Annotated in this window: 20 protein-coding genes and 1 tRNA gene; 8 read left to right on the forward strand and 13 right to left on the reverse strand. The window is 37.8% G+C overall.

What is annotated here, in order from left to right; all coding sequences use genetic code 11:
• Positions 1–163: 163 nt before the first annotated feature.
• The 4 genes from WFN33_RS04545 to sdhC are packed head-to-tail and all read right to left on the reverse strand — an operon-like array spanning position 164 to position 3,563.
• Positions 164–874 carry a succinate dehydrogenase iron-sulfur subunit gene (locus WFN33_RS04545; RefSeq protein WP_004717284.1) on the reverse strand — a complete coding sequence of 237 codons (711 nt, stop codon included), beginning with the start codon at positions 872–874 and terminating at the stop codon, positions 164–166.
• A gap of 14 nt (positions 875–888) precedes the next feature.
• Positions 889–2,787, reverse strand: a complete 1,899-nt coding sequence (locus WFN33_RS04550) for an FAD-binding protein (protein ID WP_336951788.1) — start codon at positions 2,785–2,787, stop codon at positions 889–891.
• A 12-nt stretch (positions 2,788–2,799) separates the two neighbouring features.
• Positions 2,800–3,165, reverse strand: coding sequence for a succinate dehydrogenase, hydrophobic membrane anchor protein (sdhD, locus tag WFN33_RS04555; RefSeq protein WP_336951790.1), 366 nt, complete (start codon positions 3,163–3,165; stop codon positions 2,800–2,802).
• Positions 3,165–3,563, reverse strand: coding sequence for a succinate dehydrogenase, cytochrome b556 subunit (gene sdhC, locus WFN33_RS04560; RefSeq protein ID WP_336951791.1), 399 nt, complete (start codon positions 3,561–3,563; stop codon positions 3,165–3,167). The genes sdhD and sdhC overlap by 1 nt, the downstream gene beginning before the upstream one ends.
• Positions 3,564–4,631: 1,068 nt before the next feature.
• On the opposite strand from sdhC, the gene gltA reads away from it, so the two are divergent.
• The 3 genes from gltA to WFN33_RS04575 all read left to right on the forward strand — a co-directional run bounded on the left by gltA (position 4,632) and on the right by WFN33_RS04575 (position 9,531).
• Positions 4,632–5,906, forward strand: a complete 1,275-nt coding sequence (gene gltA / locus WFN33_RS04565; RefSeq protein ID WP_309285271.1) for a citrate synthase — start codon at positions 4,632–4,634, stop codon at positions 5,904–5,906.
• 257 nt (positions 5,907–6,163) lie between these two features.
• Positions 6,164–7,732 (forward strand): peptide MFS transporter, encoded by a 1,569-nt coding sequence (locus WFN33_RS04570; RefSeq protein WP_336951793.1) that lies wholly within the window; start codon positions 6,164–6,166, stop codon positions 7,730–7,732.
• Complete coding sequence (locus WFN33_RS04575) at positions 7,729–9,531, forward strand: aminopeptidase P family protein (RefSeq protein ID WP_336951794.1); 1,803 nt, start codon at positions 7,729–7,731, stop codon at positions 9,529–9,531. Before WFN33_RS04570 ends, WFN33_RS04575 begins: the two co-directional genes overlap by 4 nt.
• A 324-nt stretch (positions 9,532–9,855) precedes the next feature.
• Here WFN33_RS04575 and WFN33_RS04580 read toward each other — a convergent pair whose 3' ends face one another.
• Positions 9,856–10,506: a hypothetical protein gene (locus tag WFN33_RS04580; RefSeq protein ID WP_336951795.1), complete on the reverse strand. Its 651-nt coding sequence runs from the start codon at positions 10,504–10,506 to the stop codon at positions 9,856–9,858.
• Between the two features lie 36 nt (positions 10,507–10,542).
• Positions 10,543–11,211, reverse strand: coding sequence for a YARHG domain-containing protein (locus tag WFN33_RS04585; protein WP_239045192.1), 669 nt, complete (start codon positions 11,209–11,211; stop codon positions 10,543–10,545).
• 206 nt (positions 11,212–11,417) lie between these two features.
• Here WFN33_RS04585 and WFN33_RS04590 point away from each other — a divergent pair, with 206 nt between their 5' ends.
• Positions 11,418–12,089 carry a DUF2306 domain-containing protein gene (locus WFN33_RS04590; RefSeq protein ID WP_442892765.1) on the forward strand — a complete coding sequence of 224 codons (672 nt, stop codon included), beginning with the start codon at positions 11,418–11,420 and terminating at the stop codon, positions 12,087–12,089.
• A gap of 57 nt (positions 12,090–12,146) precedes the next feature.
• On the opposite strand, the gene WFN33_RS04595 is transcribed toward WFN33_RS04590, so the two are convergent.
• The 4 genes from WFN33_RS04595 to WFN33_RS04610 form a co-directional block, all read right to left on the reverse strand.
• On the reverse strand, positions 12,147–13,673 hold the full coding sequence (locus tag WFN33_RS04595; protein ID WP_442892776.1) for a flavin-containing monooxygenase: 1,527 nt from the start codon (positions 13,671–13,673) through the stop codon (positions 12,147–12,149).
• Between the two features lie 281 nt (positions 13,674–13,954).
• On the reverse strand, positions 13,955–14,800 hold the full coding sequence (locus WFN33_RS04600; RefSeq protein WP_336951798.1) for an SDR family NAD(P)-dependent oxidoreductase: 846 nt from the start codon (positions 14,798–14,800) through the stop codon (positions 13,955–13,957).
• A 27-nt stretch (positions 14,801–14,827) separates the two neighbouring features.
• On the reverse strand, positions 14,828–15,781 hold the full coding sequence (locus WFN33_RS04605; protein ID WP_336951799.1) for a metal-dependent hydrolase: 954 nt from the start codon (positions 15,779–15,781) through the stop codon (positions 14,828–14,830).
• Positions 15,782–16,156: 375 nt separating this feature from the next.
• Positions 16,157–17,113, reverse strand: a complete 957-nt coding sequence (locus tag WFN33_RS04610) for a metal-dependent hydrolase (protein ID WP_336951800.1) — start codon at positions 17,111–17,113, stop codon at positions 16,157–16,159.
• 716 nt (positions 17,114–17,829) lie between these two features.
• On the opposite strand from WFN33_RS04610, the gene WFN33_RS04615 reads away from it, so the two are divergent.
• The 3 genes from WFN33_RS04615 to WFN33_RS04625 all read left to right on the forward strand — a co-directional run bounded on the left by WFN33_RS04615 (position 17,830) and on the right by WFN33_RS04625 (position 21,398).
• Positions 17,830–18,339: a hypothetical protein gene (locus WFN33_RS04615; RefSeq protein ID WP_336951801.1), complete on the forward strand. Its 510-nt coding sequence runs from the start codon at positions 17,830–17,832 to the stop codon at positions 18,337–18,339.
• A 384-nt stretch (positions 18,340–18,723) separates the two neighbouring features.
• Entirely contained in the window at positions 18,724–20,349 is a 1,626-nt protein-coding gene (locus WFN33_RS04620; RefSeq protein WP_336951802.1) for an NAD+ synthase, read from the forward strand.
• 5 nt (positions 20,350–20,354) lie between these two features.
• Positions 20,355–21,398, forward strand: coding sequence for a hypothetical protein (locus tag WFN33_RS04625; RefSeq protein ID WP_336951804.1), 1,044 nt, complete (start codon positions 20,355–20,357; stop codon positions 21,396–21,398).
• A 111-nt stretch (positions 21,399–21,509) separates the two neighbouring features.
• On the opposite strand, the gene WFN33_RS04630 is transcribed toward WFN33_RS04625, so the two are convergent.
• Positions 21,510–21,586 (reverse strand) — tRNA-Met (locus tag WFN33_RS04630).
• A gap of 226 nt (positions 21,587–21,812) precedes the next feature.
• Between WFN33_RS04630 and WFN33_RS04635 the strand changes: the two genes are divergently transcribed.
• Positions 21,813–21,950 carry a hypothetical protein gene (locus tag WFN33_RS04635; RefSeq protein ID WP_336951805.1) on the forward strand — a complete coding sequence of 46 codons (138 nt, stop codon included), beginning with the start codon at positions 21,813–21,815 and terminating at the stop codon, positions 21,948–21,950.
• A 188-nt stretch (positions 21,951–22,138) separates the two neighbouring features.
• On the opposite strand, the gene WFN33_RS04640 is transcribed toward WFN33_RS04635, so the two are convergent.
• On the reverse strand, positions 22,139–22,453 hold the full coding sequence (locus tag WFN33_RS04640; RefSeq protein WP_336951806.1) for a DUF5713 family protein: 315 nt from the start codon (positions 22,451–22,453) through the stop codon (positions 22,139–22,141).
• Positions 22,454–22,611: 158 nt separating this feature from the next.
• Entirely contained in the window at positions 22,612–23,466 is an 855-nt protein-coding gene (gene folP / locus WFN33_RS04645; protein ID WP_336951807.1) for a dihydropteroate synthase, read from the reverse strand.
• Positions 23,467–23,535 lie beyond the last annotated feature (69 nt).

Genomic DNA, 23,535 nt, shown 5'->3' on the forward strand with positions numbered 1-23,535 from the left:
AAATAATCTATTATTATCCATCCATTTATATCGGGTCTGTTGCTACTTTTTCAATGCTTAAAACTTATCCTTCACTCGCTCGAACAAAAAACAACCATCTCATTAAAAATCCAATAAAAAAAGAGCGTACATCCCAAGATGTACGCCCTTTTTTCACATCGTATTAACCCGCTTGATCGAGCAACATGCTACGAATATGACCAATTGCTTTTGTTGGATTCAAGCCTTTCGGACATACAGACACACAGTTCATAATTCCTTTACAACGGAATAATGAGAATGGGTCATCAAGACGTGATAAACGATCTTGTGTCGCAGTATCACGAGAATCAATAATAAAACGATATGCATTCAACAATGCTGAAGGACCCAAGAATTTATCCGGATTCCACCAGAATGATGGGCATGACGTTGAACAACATGCACAAAGAATACACTCATATAAACCATTTAAGTGCTCACGCTCTTCTGGAGATTGTAAACGCTCTTTTGGTGGTGCAGGTTGATTATTGATTAAGAATGGATGAATTTTGTCATACTGATCGTAGAACTGATTCATATCCACAACTAAATCTTTAACTACTGGCAGACCAGGCAATGGACGAATGACGATTTTTTCAGGTAAATCGTTCAAGTTCCATAAACACGCAAGACCATTCTTACCATTGATATTCACACCATCTGAACCGCAAATACCTTCACGGCAAGAACGACGGAATGTTAATGATTCGTCTTGAACTTTTAACGCTAAAAGTGCGTCAAGCAACATACGATGCTTGTCCGTCAACTCTAGTTTAAAAGTCTGCATATACGGTGCTTTATCCTTATCAGGATCATAGCGGTAGATTTCGAATGTACGTGTACCTCTACTCATCTTATTTCTCCCGATTAGAATGTACGTGGTTTAGGTTCAATTGGGTCTACAGACAATGGGCTGTAACGTACTGGCTTGTATTCAAGATGGTTATCCGCTGAATACCATAAAGTATGTTTCATCCATTCATCATCACGACGACCATATGAATAGTGCTCATCATCAGCAGGCAATTCATAATCTACAACAGTATGTGCACCACGACATTCTTTACGTGCAGCAGCAGAAATCAATGTTGCTTTTGCTACTTCGTATAAGTTTTCAACTTCCAAGGCTTCAATACGTGCAGTATTAAATACTTTAGATTTGTCTTTTAAATGAATGTTACGTACACGTGGTTCAATCGCAAGAATCTGCTTAACACCCTCATCAAGCAATGCTTGAGTACGGAATACACCCGCATGGTCTTGAACGATATCACGAATCGCATCCGCAACTTCTTGTGCATTTTCACCAGAAGTAGAATCATCTAAATGATTGATACGTTTCAACGTGTTCATAAGTACATCATTTGGAAGTGGCTGGTATTCATCACCGTGATGTTTAGTCACGTAATCAATGATGTGTTCACCAGCAGCTTTACCAAATACAACCAAGTCAAGTAATGAGTTTGTACCTAAACGGTTTGCACCATGTACAGACACGCAAGAACACTCACCAATCGCATAGAAGCCTTTTACAGGCACTGTGTAATTCATTGTACCGTTGGTTGTGTATTCATTTGCAGCTTTATCAAAACCTGCATAGAAATCTGCTGCATTTTTCGCTGTTTCAGGGATAACCACTTGACCATGAATATTGGTAGGAATACCCCCCATTTGATAATGGATTGTTGGTACAACTGGAATTGGTTCTTTGGTGATATCCACGTTTGCGAATTTCTTACCAATCTCAAATACAGATGGTAAACGCTTCATGATGGTATCTGCGCCCAAGTGAGTCATATCAAGAAGGATATAATCACCTTTAGGACCACAACCACGACCTTCTTTGATCTCTTGGTCCATAGAACGTGATACAAAGTCACGAGGAGCCAAATCTTTCAAAGTTGGTGCATAACGCTCCATGAACGGTTCGCCATCTTTGTTACGAAGGATTGCACCTTCACCACGACAACCTTCCGTTAACAATACACCTGCACCAGCAACACCGGTTGGGTGGAATTGCCAGAATTCCATATCTTGTAATGGAATACCCGCACGAGCTGCCATACCAAGACCATCACCAGTATTGATATAAGCATTGGTAGATGCACGGTAAACACGACCAGCACCACCAGTAGCAAACAATGTTGCTTTGGCTTGGAATACAGCAATTTTGCCTGTTTCTTGGTCAATTGCTGTTACACCAAGTACATCACCAGCTTCGTTACGGATTAAGTCTAATGCAATCCATTCAACGAAGAATTGAGTACCCATTTTCACATTACTTTGATAAAGCGTATGAAGAAGAGCATGACCTGTACGATCGGCAGCGGCACAGGCACGTGGAACTGGTTTTTCACCATAGTTCGCAGAGTGACCACCAAATGGACGTTGGTAAATTGTACCATCTGCATTACGGTCAAATGGCATACCTAAGTGTTCAAGTTCATAAACAACTTTAGGCGCCTCACGACACATAAATTCGATTGCATCTTGGTCACCTAACCAGTCAGAACCTTTTACTGTGTCATAGAAATGATAGTGCCAGTTGTCGTCTTGCATATTACCAAGCGATGCACCAATACCACCTTGAGCCGCAACAGTATGAGAACGTGTTGGGAATACTTTAGTTAGCACTGCAACATTCAAGCCTGCTTGAGCAAGTTGATATGAAGCACGCATACCTGAACCACCACCACCAACGATGACTGCATCGAAGAACTGGCTTGGAATATTTGAATAATCTTCTTTAGGGGTTAAAGCGCCCATGACATTTTCCTATCAATTCGCCCAAAAAATCTGGATTGCCCAGATCGCATATGCAATAACAGCAATAATCACTGCTGAAGTTAACACGATGCGTAAACCTGAAGCTGAAGGACCCATCTGACGAGTAGTCACATAGTCTGTGAATACTTGCCACATACCAATCCAAGCATGCGCAACAAGAGATAAGACTGCCAATAAAGATAAAATCTTCATCGGAAGTGTCATCATAAAGCCAAACCATTGCTCATAGTTAAATCCGACATTGCACAGAATCCAACCTAATACGACAACAGTATAAACAGCTAGAACTACAGCACTTACGCGTTGGATATACCAATCACGAGAACCTGACCCCGTTAAACCTGTAGCACTTTTCATTAGAGAACGATCCATACAAATGATGCGACAACTGATATCGCAGCCAAAATTAATGCAATAGTTGCTGCTATGCGACCGCTTTGTAACTCTTCCGCAAAGCCTAGATCAGCAAGTAAATGTTTAATGCCCATAATAAAATGGAACAATAAACCAGCGACAAATACCCATACGATGAAACGTACAATGAAGCCACCAAAGATTGCTTGAACTTGAGCAAAGCCTTCAGGCGAAGACAAAGACTTGTCTAAAAGCCACAAAAGTACCGGTACGAGTAAAAATACGATGACACCTGATAGACGGTGTAGAATTGATGCAATAGCCACAGGGGATTTTAAGTTTACATCTAAAACTTGACCCATGGACAAATTGACAGGTCTGTTGCTTTTCACAGCGGGCATCCTGTAAGTAAAAACTCCATCCGGAGTTTGTTGGAATTAATTCGAAGGAAAGCTAGCATTGTCAGACAAATAAATTGCCTGAACTTTAAACGACACTGAATTATAAAACGTGCACTGTCAAAATACAAACCATCGAAATTGGCTTTTTCTTTAAAAAACACTCAAATAAGAATCATTTACAGCTATTTAAAAAATAAAGTAGAACACCCATCTAGGCTTTTAAGGGCTATCTCTTTATTTTTTATGATAATTAAACATATTACTTTTATACATAATTACGACTTATATTATTTTTATAAATTTAGACTAAAGCACAACATTACGGACAAAATCGTCCTGTGGTTAATTTTATCTGCGCTTTTATTTTCTTTCACGTTGTTAAATTTTTTTAGATACCCAACATGTTATTTTAAAATAGTCCTTTATTCCTATTTTAAATGGGTATCATTTAATTCAGTGATTTGACTGAAAGCTTTGTAATAAGAAATAAAGACTTAGTTTGTGAATAATTCACAATTTAGATTCAAGATTTTGTCATATTTGATTATTCATCAGGCAATCAAATATCTATTTTTATGCTAATTCGATTATTTTTTATACTTTAAAAGCTTCAATAAAAACTATTTTTTAATCAATTAAGCATTAAAATGAAAATAAATATTTCATCATCTTATTTGGATGTTTTTTACACAAAAATAATATCAAAAGCTATGTAAGTCGTGAAATTCAGATGGTTTTAAAACAGCAACAATGCATTTACCAACTTACAAAAGCTACAAAATATTGGTCAAAAATGCCATTTCCTGTCTAGCAATCACAATTATTTTTCTGCACCTTCTTTAGAATTTACCTTATTATACTGACCGACTCTGAAATTTAATGATCAATCTTACTGGTTAAAGTTAGACTAACTACTGATGAAAACATCATTTTTTCATCCATAAGTATAATTGACAAAATTTCAGTACTCACTAAGCTAAATAGCAATTTTTGATCCGTCTGACTTGTACATTACAAGATGACTCAGCAAGTTAGATAAAATATCCACCAGGACAGGAGATCTATTGAATGTCTGCAGCAACTGGCAAGAAAGCCGTTCTAGAGCTTGATGGCAAAAAAATTGAATTACCAATTTACAGCGGCACATTGGGCCCAGATGTAATCGACGTTAAGGATGTGTTGGCTTCAGGTCACTTTACTTTTGATCCTGGTTTTATGGCGACAGCTTCTTGCGAGTCTAAAATCACTTTCATTGATGGTGATAAAGGCGTTCTTTTACACCGTGGTTATCCAATTGCTCAACTTGCAACTCAAGCTTCTTACTTAGAAACTTGCTATTTATTATTAAGCGGTGAGCTTCCAACTGCTGAACAAAAAACAGACTTCGAAAACAAAGTCCGCAACCACACGATGGTTCACGATCAAGTTAGCCGTTTCTTCAATGGTTTCCGTCGTGATGCTCACCCTATGGCGGTTATGTGCGGTGTAGTTGGTGCGTTATCTGCGTTCTATCACAACGGTTTTGATGTTGAAAACGTTGATCACCGTGAAATTACTGCAGTTCGCTTAATTGCTAAGATTCCTACCCTTGCGGCTTGGACTTATAAATATACTGTTGGTCAACCATTCGTTTACCCACGTAATGATTTAAGCTACGCTGAAAACTTCCTGTACATGATGTTTGCTACTCCAGCAGATCGTGACTACAAAGTTAACCCTATTCTTGCTAAAGCAATGGATCGTATCTTTACGCTTCATGCTGACCATGAACAAAATGCATCAACGTCTACAGTACGTTTAGCTGGTTCTACAGGTGCTAACCCTTATGCATGTATTGCTGCGGGTATTGCTGCACTTTGGGGACCTGCGCATGGTGGTGCAAACGAAGCTGTTCTTAAGATGCTCGATGAAATCGGCACTGTAGAAAATGTTGCGCCGTTCATGGAAAAAGTAAAAACTAAAGAAGTTAAACTTATGGGCTTCGGTCACCGAGTTTATAAAAACTTCGATCCACGTGCAAAAGTAATGAAAGAGACTTGTGACGAAGTGTTAAGTGCACTTGGTATCAATGATCCTCAACTTGCGCTTGCAATGGAACTTGAACGTATTGCATTAAGCGATCCGTACTTCATCGAACGTAAACTTTACCCGAACGTAGACTTCTATTCAGGTATCATCCTTAAAGCGATTGGTATCCCAACTGAAATGTTTACGGTAATCTTCGCGCTTGCACGTACAGTTGGTTGGATCAGCCACTGGTTAGAAATGCACAGCGGTCCGTACAAAATCGGTCGTCCTCGTCAGCTTTATACTGGCGAAACTGAACGCGATATCAAACGTTAATTCGTTACGCATTCACATTGAAGAACCACCCTTTTGGGTGGTTTTTTATTATATATTTATACCAATTGGTATAACCTTTTTATTTTAAAATTTATTTAAAATCAAGCCACAACAATATCAATGATAAGCATAGAAAATGAAATTTATATTTTTACTATAAAGCTTACAAATCACTACTTTAAAAAATACCCAACAAATAACTTTATTTTATATATTGTTTAAAAATTTTTAATCATACATTTTCAAAGGACTTGAAGATGCCTCAACATTTATCCAAGCAAATGCACGACCCAGATCAAGCTTTTTTTGGTCACCCTAAACCATTAAAAGGTTTATTTTTTACCGAGCTTTGGGAACGTTTTTCCTATTATGGTATTCGCCCTTTATTAATCCTCTATATGGCGGCTTTAGTTGCTGATGGCGGTCTCGGTTTAGATCGCCCAACAGCATCAGCAATTGTCGGCTTATTTGCAGGCAGTATGTATTTAATGACCGTATTGGGTGGATGGGTTGCTGACAATTATCTCGGTCAGGAGCGCGCTGTGTGGTACGGTTCACTGATCATCGCATTTGGACATCTATCCATTGCATTGGCAGCTTTATTTGGGCATTTCTTTTTTTATTTTGGTTTAGTTTTGATTGTGATCGGTTCTGGTTTATTTAAAACCTGTATTTCCGTCATTGTTGGCACTTTATATCAGGCTCAAGATTCACGGCGTGATGCAGGATTTTCCATTTTTTATATGGGAATTAATCTAGGTTCGTTGATTGCTCCACTATTGACTGGTTTATTGGTTAAAGAACATGGTTGGCACTGGGGGTTCGGAATTGGTGGCCTTGGAATGTTAATCGCATTACTGATTTTTAAGTTAATAACTGTGCCTCAATTAAAACAATTTAATCATGTGCAAGGCAATGAAAATAACTGGGCTCGTCCTGTACATTACAATCCTAAAGCACCCCAAATGATCATAGGTTTTATTGCCGTTGTTGGCTTGATTATCGGTCTAGTTTCTCTTGGCATAGTTAACATCAATCCAATTCAAATCGCCACATATTTCACGATCACAATCTGTATTTGTATTGCCTTATATTTCAGCTACCTATTACTCTTTGCTGGTTTGAATAATACTGAGAAAAAACAAATCATCATCTGTTTTATTTTACTCATCACCGCTGCACTTTTCTGGTCAGCATTTGAACAAAAACCAACATCTTTCAATCTTTTCGCCCAAGACTTTACAGATCGCCAATTCTTTGGCTTTGAAATACCCGCAGTTTGGTTTCAATCGATTAACCCGCTTTTCATTATTATTTTCGCACCGATCATCGCATGGCTTTGGGTTAAATTAGGCAAACAAAATCGTGACCCTAGCTATATCACCAAATTTATTATTGCTTTACTCCTCGCTGCGGGTGGTTTCCTCGTGATGAGCATTGCCAGTTACTTGATCACCCAAAATGGTGGAACTGTTTCTGCATTATGGATCGCATCAAGCCTCCTGCTTTTAACACTAGGTGAATTATGCTTAAGCCCTGTTGGTCTTTCAACGATGACTAAACTTGCTCCAACCATAATTCGTGGGCAAGTGATGGGGCTTTGGTTTACAGCATCTGCTTTAGGAAACTTGATGGCAGGTTTAATCGGTGGTCATGTTTCAATCCATGAAGTTGACCAATTACCCTTGCTATTTGTGCGATGTGTCATCGCTTTACTTCTTGGCGCACTCGTTCTATGGTTAATGAGAAAACCGATTCGTAAATTACTCAATCAAACATCGACCCCCTCTCAAAAATCTATTGATATGCAATTGGAAAAAGTATGAACAGTTTGTCACCTGCCAACAAATTAGAAAACCTTCGTACAATTATGAAGAAATATCAGCAGGATGCTTTTATCGCCATGAGTGCAGATCCACATATGTCAGAATATCTACCTGATTATTGGAAAATACGTCAATGGCTAACAGGCTTTACAGGTTCAGTCGGCACAATTGTAGTCACTCAAAACTTCGCAGGTTTATGGGTAGATGGTCGATATTGGGTACAAGCTGAACAGCAACTGGAAAATACAGGTTACGTTTTACAAAAGCAGACACCTGATCCTGCTTCAACACATTTGGCTTGGCTTTCACAACATTTAGCCAAGGATGCAAAAATCTCTGTCAATGGAAATACCATTTCAACTCAACAATACAGCGCATTATCAGCGCTTGCAATAGAACACAATTTCTTCATTCAAACAGACTTAGATTTAATTGATGAAATTTGGACTGAACGGCCAGCACTGCCCCTACAACCCATTTGGAAAATGGCAGATGATTTAAATGCCCAAACACGCTTAGAAAAAATAACAGCGATCCGTCACAAACTTATTCAGAAAAAAGCAACGGGGCATTTTATTTCTGCACTCGATGATATTGCTTGGATTTTGAATTGTAGGGGGCGTGATGTTGAATATAACCCCGTGTTCTTAGCGCACTTATATATTGACCATTCTCGAACTGTGCTTTTTATTGATGTTGCAAAACTTTCAACTGAAATGCAGCAAAGATTTGCTTTGGATAACATTGAAATCTTATCTTATAACGCAAGCATCGAGTTTTTGGCCGAACTTAAACAACAAAATATTTTAATTGATCCAGCTAAAGTCTCAATTTCATCTGCACAGGCCATTGAGCAGCAAAGTCATTTAGTCCATGACATTAATCCAAGCACCTTATTTAAATCGCAAAAACAGCCTATTGAAATTACCCATATACGCAGTGCAATGACCAAAGATGGTGTTGCCCTATGTCATTTCTTTCATTGGCTAGATAACGCATTGGCTGATAAAGAATCGATCAATGAACTCACCATCGACGAAAAAATTTCAGGCTTTCGCGCACAACAAGCAGGTTTTATTGGATTAAGCTTCTCGACAATTGCAGGCTTTAATGCCAACGGTGCATTACCACACTATCGCGCTACAGAAGAAAGCTTTAGCGAGATTAGTGGTGATGGTTTGCTGCTGATTGATTCAGGCGCACAATATGATGAAGGAACCACAGACATTACCCGCGTTGTTCCCATAGGCACAGCAAGCGCTGAACAAAAACGTGATTACACTTTGGTGTTAAAAAGCCATATTGCACTTGCACAAAGCGTTTTCCCTGAAGGCATTGCATCACCTCTTTTAGATTCGATCACACGTCAAACCCTGTGGAAATATGGTTTGGATTATCGTCATGGTACAGGTCACGGTGTAGGCTATGCATTGAATGTTCATGAAGGTCCCCAAGTGATTTCATATTATGCCCCAGTCACACCATCCACTAAGATGCGCGAAGGGATGATTACTTCCAATGAACCTGGTTTATATCATCAAGGCAAGTACGGCATTCGAATTGAGAATCTTGTCGTCAACAAAATTAAGCATTTTGAAGATACCACCTATGGCCAATTTTTAGAATTCGAAACACTAACACTGTGCCCAATTAACCTAAGCTGTATTATTTTAACGTTGTTAAATGATGATGAAAAAGCATGGTTAAATCAGTACCATCAAACAGTCAGAGAACGATTAGCAGCTCACTTAGAAGGTGATGTTTTAAACTGGCTAAATGAAAACACCCAAGCTATTTAACTCTTCATATCAATCAAAAAAGCGCAGAGCCTTTTGACTGTGCGCTTTTTTGAAAAGCTATATACCATTGATGAATATAATAAAGATAAAATTCTGCACTTTTTAGCATAGTGAGTTTATGGAAAACACATACAACAAAATATCGTTTATCTTCAATAATAAAATTAACCGTCGAATATATCGGACGGTGATATGAATGCTGTGACTACCCTGCCTTACATTTTAAGTTTAATTACTTTGCACAGATGATGCTTCATTTTTCAGAGATGGAAAAAGTGAATCCCATCTAATCGAATCACCGAGCACTGCAATCAACACGGGTACTTATAGTACGATTTTAATTTTTTCCGTTTTGGTTGTAACTTTTGCATTTTTACACGCATTGGATGATTGAATAGTTTTAATCACTTCATTGCTGGCGGATAAAATTTTTAAACTTGAAACAATTTCCCCACCCGTTTTACAATCTTCCTCACCCAACTTCTCACTAAAACGCCCCGGATCACTCGAAGATTCAGCAGTTACAATAATTTTAGCTTTCCATCCATCAAAATAGACTAAATCAGTTGTCTGGGAAACTTGCCCCTGACCCGAGCCTGCAGATTCTATTTCAATCAAATCGATTGGTTTTGCTCGATATTGCACCGTATGTACTGTGAAATCATTGGCTTGACCACCGAACTCAAGTATTCGAGATTGTTTTAGTTTTGGGCGCGTCAATATATAGCCTCCCCAAAAATTTCGTCCTGCATTTTCAAATGTTACACCAGAGAGATAAGCCAGCTCTCCTGACAGCAAACGAACCTCTTTCATATAATCAATCATTATCGCTTTGGCGGGTGTAGCTTGAGAAGCGTTTAGGTTCGTTATACTGTTGATCACTGCTTGATCTGTAGGTGTTGCTGCAAAACTTAGGGCAGATGAACTTAAAACAAAAACCATAATACTCAATCGAACTGAAGGATAGTGAAGCATAAGATAAACTCTCAGATTTTGTGATTGATTGTGTGCTTAACGACCCCATTCCATTTTCGCCATATACGGGCGAATTTTTTTAATACGTTGGATATTGGTCTTTTCAATCTGAGTTAATTGATTTTCAACATTAGTACTGCATGGCATATACCAATTATCGTTAGCAAATTGAGAGGCTATCTCTTTATTGGCAAATGAATAACCATGACGCGCATAAATTTCATTACGCATCCAGTCCAGCTCTTCAGGAGGAATTTGTAGATCCTCATCTTTTAATAAACGTTGTGATGCAACTGGATAATCACCGACATCTTTTTGATAGCGACACTGTTGCGGCTTTAAATCAAAATATTTTGGTTTAACCTTAGCCGTTGTAGATTCCCAACTAGACTCCAACACATTCGGTTGATTCTGTTTTACAGTAAAGGTAAACACACCACTACTTGCTTTAGCGCCACTTTCTGTTGCGGTAATTTTATAGCCTTGTGAAGTTGTCTGTACTTTCCCTGAGAAATTTTGTTTATTTTTACCAAGAACACTATAGCCTTTGACCTGATTACGATCGATAGATTGGATGAAAACAGCAATTTTCTGCTCATCATATTTTCCAGACCAAGATTTTTGCAACTGTTGAATATCCAGTGCATAACTATTCTGGAAACCAATCATTCCTAATCCAACGAGTGTGATTAAACTTTTATTCATTGTTATACCTATTTGTTATGAAGATATTGGATGCATTTTCACATTGATTTTAGATTAAATTGTTTGCTTTGTGATCTACTTTAAGATAAATAAATCAGGATTCTCTGTGGTTTATTTTAAAATCTATGCCATACCCGAACATAAATATGCTGTTTCAACTTATCTTCCACTATAATTTCTCAATCACCATTCCATTATAAGCAGTGATGAACAAAACAAAAACTAACTTGGCATATTCAAGCTTGAGTCTAATTTCACTCGTGATCTATGCTTATTTATGCTATCTCATGGTCGCAATATGTCTACAATATTTCCCATGGCAAACTGATCAGCATTTTCTCTTGTTAAAGCAAGATGTAGTCAATACTCAACCTTGGCAGGCGGCTTTTAAAATCCATGTGATCAGCAGTAGTTTTGTACTCATCGCTGGATTTACACAGTTTTTCCGTGTCTTTCGCACGCGTTATCCCCGAATTCATCGCTGGAGTGGTTGGCTCTACATCATCACCATTTTGGGGCTGTCTTTACCCAGTGGCTTAATTTTAGCTTTTTCAGCGGCTGGAGGGTTATCCACACAAATCAGCTTTGTCTTATTAAGTTCACTCTGGGCGATCACCACCCTATCCGCTTTATACTTTTTATTGAAAAAGCGCTGGATTTTACACCGTGACTGGATGATCCGTAGTTTTGCACTGAGCCTTTCAGCGCTGAGCTTAAGGACATGGAAAATCGTGCTTTATGAGTTACAACCTTATTTTGATTGGTTAACCCCAATTCACATCTATCAGTTAGAATCTTGGTTAGGTTGGGTGGTCAATCTAATCCTAGCTGAAATCATTATTTTTGGATTACATCGTCGCACAAGACAAAAAAAATAAAAGCCCTAAATCAATTTAGGGCTTGCATAAAAAGTGTACAGAAATTGAATACTAAACTTATTTTTTACTCACACTATAATGGTTTAAATCTAGTTGTTTTAATTGGTTACGTAATTGTTGCAATGACCATGGCCATGCTGCAAAGTTACGACCATTTTCATCCAGATAATAAGACTTACACCCACCCGCATTAAATACAGTGGTTTTTAAATGTTTCTGCAAACGTTTATTATGCTGTGCAAGCACATCCGCTTTGATTTCAAAGCGAGTGAATTTTTGCTCACGCATTTTTAGCAAGCCATCAACAATATAGCCGACTTGTGCTTCCGCAATACCAATAAATGAATCATATACCAGAATGTTTGGACCGAGGACCAAGAACGCATTCGGTACATGTTCAATACTCGCACCCAAATAGGCTTCAGGTGAACTATTTTTCCAACGCTCAGCAAGGACTTGACCATTGCTGTCATAAACTCGTTTACCAATTGGAGGATGTGAAACTTCAAAGCCTGTTCCCCAAATAATCACATCCACTTCATGACGTTCACCATTTGCTGCAACCACTGTATTTCCATCAATTTCAACCAAACCATGTGCAATCAGATTCACATTATCTTGTTGTAGTGCTGGATAATAATTGTTTGCAAACAATAAGCGCTTACATCCAATAGTAAAGTTCGGTGTCACTGCTTTACGCAAAGTTTCATCTTTAATTTGTAGTTTGAGTAATTGCTTACTTAGGAAATTAACAGGTTCCAATACTTTAGGATTACGCAATCCAAAGTTAATCCCATTTAAAATCTGTGCAATGCTATTACGCCAAGTTTGTTGAATGATTGGGAATCGAGAAATGATCCCTTTAGCCGTTTCGTTTAACTCCATATCCGCCTTGGGTAGTACCCACGGTGCTGTACGCTGGAATACGATCAGCTGTTTCGCTAAAGGTTGTACTTGTGGGATAAACTGAATTGCAGAAGCCCCTGTACCAATCACTGCAACACGCTTACCCGTTAAATCATAATCATGATTCCAACGTGCTGAATGGAACATTTCACCTTTAAAACTTTCAATTCCTTTTAATTTCGGCAAAGCAGGCTCAGTAATCGGTCCTGTCGTAAAGATCACTGTCTTTGATTGATATTGACCTTTAGAGGTTTCTAAGTGCCAAACATGTTGTGCTTCATCCCATTTGGCACTGATTAATTCATTATTAAATTCAATTTTCTCACCAAGATCATATTTTTCCACCACCTCTTCTAAATAGCTTAGAATTTCTGGTTGCTTGGCAAATAAATGACTCCATTTATGGCTTGGTGAGAAAGAAAATGAATAAAGTGCTGAGGGTACATCACAACCGCAGCCCGGATAATTATTGTCGCGCCATGTTCCCCCCACACGACTGGCTTTTTCAAGTACCACATAATCGTTATAGCCTGCTTGATTCATTTTATAAGCAGCAGCAATCCCTGAAATACCAGCACCAACCACGATGGTGTCATATACATGTACAGCATCTTTCTGCTGAGTTGTTGGAGCACTTTTCTCTGTGGGCTGTTCAAGCTTTTCAGAGGTAGACGCTATTTGAGTATCAGCTTTATTTTTAGCTTTAGACTGAGTTTGGACTTCAGCTTTAGCGGTATTTTCTTTCGCTGGCTTTGTAACAGTCTTTGCCTCGGCTTGCTTCTGAACTGACGCTTTTTCTTTAAGCTGTTTTGCTGCAAGTGACTTATCTTGTGCCATATTCGGTTGAGTCACCTGTTTAATATCTTCAACTGTAGTTTGGGTTGATTTTTGCTCTACGCTGTTCTCTTCAGGTAGCTTAGCTAAAGTTGTTTCTGTTGTCATTTTGATCTACTCGCAGCTTATTTGATGTATTTGTTAAATAATGGATATCCAATACCCAACGCTTTGGCATATAACGCGGGTGATGCACGTTTTAATATCCAAAACAGTTTTGCATCTGGCTGAGGAATGGTGTACAGCTTGCCTGCATCCAAATTATTTAAGGTTTTAACCACCACCTGATCACTGGTGGTAAATGCATGATTCATCAATAAATCATCTGCTAAACCCGCATAATGACCAGGCAAACGACCATTTTTCATAATATTTGTAGGCACTAATGTTGGACACAACACATTCACTCGAATGTTGTCACCGCGAAGTTCTGCTGAAAGAGTTTCTGACAATGCCAGCACACTGGATTTGGTCACGTTATAAGCGGTCATTTCGGGGGCTGCTGTATAACCCGCAGCTGAAGCAACATTGATAATAGCCCCATAACCTTGTTGCTTAAACTGAGGAACAAAATAGTGACAACCATGAATAACCCCCCAGAGGTTGACATGCATACACCATTGCCAATCTTCCAGTGAAACTTCATCAAACTTACCGCCCAACCCCACACCCGCATTATTAATGATCAGGCTTACAGGGTGATTCATTAATTTTTCGGCTTGTTCAGAAAGTTCTTTTACTTGCTCTTTCACACCAACATCACATTGCACAGCAAATGCTTTTGCTGACGTTCCTGATTCAATCAAACTGACAGTTTCTTTGGCTGCATCCAAATTTATGTCAGCACAAACAATTGTTCCTCCGCGTTTTGCAAGCTCCATTGCAAAACTACGTCCAATGCCACTGCCTGCGCCTGTCACAACTGCATAAGCACTGTAGCTCGGCTTAACTTTTTTAGAAAAAATTCCCATAAACTTTAAATCCATCTCTTTTAGGTTTTATGAACGCAATGCAGGATAAAACTCTTTCGTCAAATATGGCGTAAGAAGCCCTGTCTTTGGATTCAGCAGTTTCTCTTTGTAATAGTCCAGAAATTCAGATGTGTCATGATCATTTGGATGAAAATCGGGACGCAGATAATCAAAAATATGCTTAAAGCTACTGCCGTAGACCCCATCTTTTAAGCCAAAGATAAGGCGAAAATTATATGGAATTTCTTTCCAATAACGTAAGCTAATCAAGTTCTTAGGATTGCGATAGAAAGGCACTAAAAATGATGCAGCTGAAATCAGCACCAAAATTGTGATCAATGCGGGAAAGAATCCTGCAATACGCAATAAATAGTTATTGGATAATTCTTGAAACACATCGAAAGCAATATCCTTATGCTCTGACTCTTCAAGCATATGCCACATCCAAATTGCCCGTTGTTTTTCGTCTTGTGAACGGAAGAACACTTCTTCATGGTTCATCATGTATTCTGCAAGTACCGCCGTGAAATGCTCAATGCCTGCCATCAATGATAATTTCATTGGTTGTGGAAGACGCTCAAACCCATATTCAAATGCCCAGCCAGCCCAAGTACGAAAGAGTTTCACTGGCAAATCACGAATTAAATAAGCATCATTTAACTCTTCATGCATCTTTGAATGAATAGCCTCTTGACCGATCAGTGAGGTAACACGTTGCTTTAATAATGGATCGGTTATGAAATCACGATGATAACGTGCAGTTTCAATTACGAGATCTTCACCACGGGTTAAAAAAATCGACAGTGATGCAAAATATGCACTTGCCAATTCTGCATCCATATAAAATCGGTGATCTACTTGCTCTGGATCAAAATCAAACTTCATATGTCGAATTGGAATAATCGGCGTTTGATTTTCCAGACTGAATGGTGCCGCAGCAAAAACTTTGGCTACGGCTTTCTTAATTGGCTTAGCGAACATAGCTGGTACTCTTTATTCATTTAATATGGCAATCCATTTCATCGTCTTAATGCTGATGACTTACAGATCGCCTTTTGAGTAAAAACTCTACTTTGATGGCTAAAAATTACGACAAGCCTTGTCAATTACCATTGGCACATGCATTCATTCGGTTTGCAAATTATGACAACCTTATATAATTGTCAGACAATCACTTTGAGAAGTTGCCTCCACTGATAAAGAATGTCCCTTAAAAACAATTTTTATGAGATGCTTGGTTAGAATCACAGCTTTAAAAAAAGCTTTTCCTTCAAAAAATTGATGAAAAAGCTCAGTATTGATCTACAACATCATTTTCATATTAAATAGAATGTTGAACGCAGAGACTGAATAGAATTACACCCGTAAAGCAGGTGTAAACGCTTTAACAAAATAAGGGGTGAGTGTACCTGTTTCAGGATCAAGTAACTCTTTTTTGAAATAGTCTAAAAGCTCAGTTGTATCATGATCATTAGGATGAAAGTCTGGACGTAAATAATCAAAAATATGACCTAAACTGCTACCAAAAACACCATTATCTCGACTAAATAATAAATCCCAACTGCCCTTTGCCTCTTTCCAAAAACTTAGACTAAAGGTATTCATTGGACGTCGTAAAAATGGCAACATCAATGCGCCAGCACCTACGCCTAAACCCAAAGTAATCAGCGCAATAAAGAATCCCGAAACTCGTAATGGATAGTTTGCAGACAGCACTTGATAAGTATCATAAGCAATATCTTTATGCTCAGATTCTTCCAGCATATGCCATAACCATAAAGCACGTGTCTTTTCATCGAGAGAATGATTAAAGATGTCTTGATGAGTCATGGCATATTGAGCAAAGACAGCTGTGAAATGCTCAATCCCAGCCATCATTGAGAGCTTTAAAGGTTGTGGGAATTTTAAAAAAGTATGATTAAAAACCTGTTCTGCTAAAAACCGATACAACTGCACTGGCAAATTATTTGGAATCATAGTTTCATTGTATTCTTCATGGACTTTTGAGTGAATTGCCTCTTGCCCAATCAAACTAGTCAAACGCTGTTTTAAAACAGGATCTTGTATTTGATCACGATGATGTCGTGCAGTTTCAATCACTAACTCTTCACCATAGGTCAAAAAAATTGACAGCGCTGCAAAATAAGCACTTGCCCACTCTTTCTGCATAAAAAATTTAACATCCATTTCATCCGAGCTAAATTTAAAATTGAAGTGACGAATCGGAATATTTGCAATCTGATCTTTTAAATCAGGCAATCGGCTTGGAAAAGCTTTTGCAAACACTTTTTTGACAGGCTTAGCAAGTAACATATAGCACCCATTGGTTATTTACGGAGCAAGGATTTGACTGAAACCAGTACAAATTCACATTTCAAGTAAAAATCATATTTATGTTTGAAAAAGTAAGTCATCTTGATTCAAATACCACTGACATTTCAGGTCAATCCATTGGCAATTTATGACTATTCAATAAAGTGTCTGACAAATAAGAGAGGAGATTGCCTCTACTGATAAATAATGACCTTTGTGGATAAATCATCACTTTTGACATGCTGACATCATGATTTAAATATTAGGTATGCTGAACCAGCAAAAGAATTGAAAAGAATAGGCAGAATATTAAACTGTAGAATTCTAAATTGTTATAAAGCTACATATGACAAAATCACCACTTATATAAAATCTTGGATGTCTCAATTTGCAATAAAGCGTAACAGTTATAAACGCTGAAACAGACAGGTGACTTTGTTGATTTACGCATTGCTTAAACTATACCCGCTTCCCTTTTATTGTGATTTACAAAGAGTGAAATCATTAAGAGATACTTAGTCACCCACACAATTACATTCTCTGAATCACTAAAACCAGTCAAATGAAGATTTATCAATAAAAAGTTCATTTCAGCCTATAAAAACAACAGACATTTTCTTTTATCATGGTGTTACTGAGTCACAGTTAATCTTTGGGTCAAACTGAATCAGTGCTAAACTTAATGATGTACTCTTTAAACAGAACAAAATTAAACAATGTTCAATTTCATTTGGCGCTTTGTACAGCTTCTCCAATTGGATCAATTCAAATATCGAAAATTGACAGATGGCGAAATTCGTATTAGCCAAAGTGTATTTGGAGATTTAATTGACTACAGCCAAGTCAAGGTGATGAATCATCCTTATTTACCGTGGCAGCCTGTTGGGATTTTGATGGCGCCCAATGGCTATATTCACTTAAAAGATGCAGACTATTGTGAAGACTTTTCCTGTATGAGCTTGGGTTATCAAGCTGTTTTTATTCATGAAATGGCCCATGTTTATCAATATCAGCGTCAAGAAAATGTATTACTCAAAGGTGCTATTTTACAATCCGCACTCTATCTAAGTTTTGGTAAATACAACCCTTATCGCTACACTCTGATTCAAGGAAAACCTTATTTTGATTATAATATTGAACAACAAGGAGATATTGCGAAAGATATTTATTTAAATCGAATTGAAAATATTATTCTGAATAAAAATTCAGGCAACTCTTCTATTTAATTGCTTTTTGATGCTAATTCAAACAAATAAAGTGATGTATTTCACAAAAAATATTTAAAGCTGATCTTTCCCAATATAAAATCCAAAAAAATAATGAAAAATCACTAGTTTCTATAAAAGAAATACTCTAAATTCATGAGGTCATTGATGGTGTACTGAATAAACTTGATGAATCACTAGCTTCTGACGTTTTTTTAGTTAAAATACTCAATGTCTGAAATTTTTGCCTTGCAAGAAAATAAAGATTTTTGATGATTTTTAATGATTTTATAGTTTCGCCCTTTGGCAATTTCTGTGATATCTATATACTTATGTTGAATAACTACATTTTAAAAATCAACAATTTGTGTATAAATTACCCTATTGGAATAGGATTTGGTTTAAATGAAAAGTTTTAAAATTGCTCTCGCGCAATTCTCTCCGTTCATTGGTGATATTGAGTCAAATGTTCAGAAAATGATTGAACAAGCCAATGATGCAAAAAAACAGAATGCTGAAATTGTTGTTTTCCCTGAACTTTCTATAATCGGTTACCCTGCCGAAGATTTGCTTTTACGCCCAAGCCTAGCAAAGCGTACAGCACAAGCTTTCGAAAAACTGTCTACTGTTAAAGACATTGTGATGGTATTTGGTTTTGCCAATCTTACTGATGATGGTCAACGCTATAATGCTGCTGCAGTGATGAAAGATGGTCAAGTTTTAGGTGTTTATAACAAACAAAACCTTCCTAATTACAGCGTTTTTGATGAAAAACGTTATTTTAATGAAGGCCATCAACATCTTGTATTTGAGTATCTAGGTCATAAATTTGGTGTACTCATTTGTGAAGATGTCTGGTCTCTAAATACTGTTCAACAGCTTGCTCAACTTAATGTGGAAAGTGTTCTAGTATTGAATGCTTCCCCATATGAAGTAGGTAAACCACAACATCGTATTGAAACGTTAAAAGAATTGGCAAAACAGCTTCACCTCAATGTGGTTTATATCAACCAAGTGGGTGGTCAAGATGATCTTATTTTTGACGGAACCAGTTTTGTCATTAACCATTCAGGTGAAGTTGCGTTACAAGCACCAAGCTTTAAAGAAGATCTCTACTTTGCTGACTACCAAATAGAAAACAAAGCCTATCAAGTGGTTGAAGCTGCGCCAGCATTAAACACTATGGCTGAGATCTATCAAGCTTTGGTTTTAGCAACACGCGACTATGTACAACGCTCTGGTTTCCCTGGTGTGATTTTAGGACTATCAGGCGGTATCGACTCAGCTTTAACCTTGGCAATTGCAGTTGATGCGATTGGCGCAGATAAAGTTCAAGCCGTGATGATGCCTTTTACTTACACATCACAAATTAGTGTGGAAGATGCCACTGAACAAGCAAAACGTATGGGTGTTACTTTTGGCATTGCCGAAATTCATCCTATCGTAAATAGCTTTATGCAGACCTTGTTCCCATTCTTTGGTAACTCACCTGCGGATACAACTGAAGAAAATCTTCAAGCACGTGCACGTGGTACATTGCTTATGGGCTTGTCCAATAAGTTTGGTAACCTTGTGCTTGCAACAGGCAATAAGTCTGAGCTTTCTGTAGGTTACTGCACACTGTATGGCGATATGGTAGGTGGTTTTGCTGTACTCAAAGATGTTTATAAAACTATTGTTTTTGAATTGGCTAAGTACCGTAACAGTATTTCTGAAACGCCTGTAATTCCTGAACGGGTTATTTCTCGTCCACCATCAGCAGAACTTCGTCCTGATCAAAAAGACCAAGACTCTTTACCTGCTTATGATGTACTTGATGCCATTCTATATGCATATATTGAGGAAGAACAAAGCCAAGAAGACATCATTGCCAAAGGTTTTGAACGTGCAATCGTGGAAAAAGTCATTCAGCTTGTTGACCGTAATGAATACAAACGTCGTCAAGGTTCAATTGGACCGCGTATCAGCTCACGTGCATTTAGCCGTGAACGCCGTTATCCGATTGTGAATGGCTGGAAAGCAGGTGTATAAGCCTCGTGAATGTGAATAATTCACCACCACCTTCGAGCTTTGCTCAGGAACTTGCTCAAGCACTCTTGCTTGAGCAAGTTCGCTTTATAAAAAAACAACTCTTAGATCAAAAAAATCCGCAATTTATTCAAAATTTTATTTCTCAAACCTATCAGAATGCAGACAAAATTCTTTTAAAAAATGTGATTCAACTTGAGCAACTGCAGTCTGTAGTGCAAAAATATGCTTTTGAATTGAATTTAGGCTCTGACATTCTTGAATTTATTGGTGTCGTCGCTCAAAAAATTCATCAATATGCCATTCATAGCCAAACCATTTTCAATGATCTACTCTCAGATGAATCTTTTGAACTGTGGCTGTTTAAAATATTAGAATTAGAACAATTAAGGGACTATATTCAAGAAAACTTACAACACAACCCCCAAATTCAACAGGTTAGCCTACAGCTTGCCAATCAGATTTTAGAAAACAATACCCCTTGGCTCAATCAGCTACGTCAATATACAGTTAAACATAACCGCATTGGCGCTAAAGTCATCAGCTTTATTCAAGATCAGCAACACAATATTGAGCTTAAGTTAGAACAGCAACTCGCTACAGCAATACGTAGCCAACTCAGCAATATCATTCTACTGCCTAATGAAGACCTAGCAGATATCGCTACACATGTTTGGAATGAAGTTAAGCAACGCACATTAAAAGAGGCTTTCTCTCAACTTCAATCCATTGATTTTGAAGAATTCTTTATTCTTGTCTATGAAACTTGGAAAGAATTACGTCAAACAGAATATATGCAACAGGTCATTTTAAATGTTGTCGAAGCATTTTATGAATACTTTGGGGAATATAGCTTACAAGAATTACTACACTCAGTTGGCTTAGATCAAAACGATTTATTTATCGAAGCAGATCGCTTTATTCCGCATACACTAGGTGCTTTGGACCAACATGGCTTATTGGATGAGATTATTCAATCCTTGATTGCACCATTCTACCTTGACACGCAAACACAAAGATTTATAGAAAATTATTTAGCAGAAAAAGCTTAATCAAACATTCAACTGGATTTTCTCAATGTTCTAAATATTTATTAATTTTTATCTACTTATCTTTTGATGATGCAAAAAAAGAGACCATGCAGTGAGCATGGTCTATAAAAATGGTGGCTATGACGGGACTTGAACCTGTGACCCCCGCATTATGAGTGCGGTGCTCTAACCAACTGAGCTACATAGCCATAAACTGTGTGCGCATTATCTAAACTTATCTACCCTACGTCAAGCCTAGAAACGCAGCAATGATCATACTTTAAGCAATTGATATTTAAATGTTTAAAATTAATACATATTTATGTTTTTATCGAAAAAAAAGCTTAATAAGCAGCATATATAAGTAAGGAATTAAGCTTGCCATTCTATAGTAAACCACCTAATTATTCACACAAATGAGATGATGATCCTATCATGAGGCGACATGGACGTCTCCGTTGGGCGGGGGTACAGGACGTACCCCTCGCCCAACATGAGCAAAAACAAAGCATAGCTGTGCTTACAGCGCAATGTTTGGCATCTACTACTAAAAGTGAGGCATCGTCTACGTAAAGGTTATTTAAACTTTGAGTGTAAGGTGTGGCATTGCACGCTTTTTTATAATCAAAAAAATCATTCTCTATGCAATTGATTTAATTTAAAATATTAATTAAGAAAAACTATATTTTTGTATCTGAGTTTTTGACTGATTGACTGTACTTGTTTATCTCTAAAAATCCATAGCAAAAAAAGAGAGTGGCTTACCACTCTCTATTTGCAACAAGTTCTTCCATTTCAATATCGAGATACCCTTGGTCTTGTACCACCATCATCATTGCCTCAGCAATATAATCAGCCGCAGTACCATCCAAAGAAGAATCAAGATCCTCAAACTGTGGCTTCATTTCATTAATTTCAATCACAGTCAGTTTTGCCATAGAATAAATTTCTGCATCACTAAAGCTGGTTTTTGCCACTTTTTTAGCAAAATTTTCAATAAGTTGCTTAACCTCAGCAACTAGAATATCTGGATAATATTCATCATCGAACATTGGGAGAAGTAGATCGTTAAACATTGCAACCTAAAATAAAACAGCAATTCACGCGCTTATATAACACAAACCATACAATTCACCAAATTGATTGAGCAATTTAACTGATTAATTCTTCAGATGTAGATAATCTAAATTTTAAAAAAGATCAAACAATATCAGGGGCTATTGACTATTCATCATTAAATTGCAGAGCGCATGGCTTGCCATACTTTAATTGCATCCGACATCGCTTTTACATCATGTGCACGCACCATACACGCGCCCTGTTGAATGCTGAGCAAGTGTGCAGCAACACTACCCACAGCACGATGACTTGCATCTGCACCATCTAGAGCTTCACCGATAAAGCGCTTACGTGATAAGGCTGATAAAATTGGATAGCCCATTTTGTTCAATTGATAAAACTCATTAAGAAGCTTTAAATTTTGTTGCGCATTTTTAGCAAAACCAAAACCAGGATCTATCATAATATTTTTGGGGTGAATTCCTGCCTGTAGTGCATCATCTACTCGTTGCTGTAATTCAGCAATTACCTCTAGAGTAACATTTTCATACTGATCAAGATGATTCATTGTGGTTGGCTCGCCTCGCATATGCATAATAATCACAGGGATATTGAGCTCTGCAGCAGTCTCTAAGGCATGTGGACGAGTTAAGGCACGGACATCATTCCAAATATGCGCACCAGCCTTAACCGCCTCACAAATCACTTCTGGTTGTGAGGTATCTATTGAAATAATGACATCTAATTTAGCTAATTCAGCAACCACAGGAACGACACGACGTATTTCTTCAGCAATCTCAACTGAAGAGGCACCAGGACGTGTAGATTCCCCTCCAACATCAATTACTGTCGCACCGTCAGCAATCATTTGCTTGGCATAAGCAACAGCTTGATCTTTTTGATCATGTTTCCCACCATCGCTAAATGAATCTGGAGTGACATTCAGTATGCCCATGACATGTGCTTGCGATAAATCCAGACTCAAACGCCCACATTGCAAAATTTGCTTAGGTAGTGGCATCAGTTGCATGTCAATTCTCCGTATTCAATTCAGGCTAGTTTAACAATTCAAATCAATAACACAGTGATTTTTATCTGT

The sequence above is a fragment of the Acinetobacter sp. AS167 genome (assembly GCF_037152175.1).
Lineage (GTDB): Bacteria > Pseudomonadota > Gammaproteobacteria > Pseudomonadales > Moraxellaceae > Acinetobacter.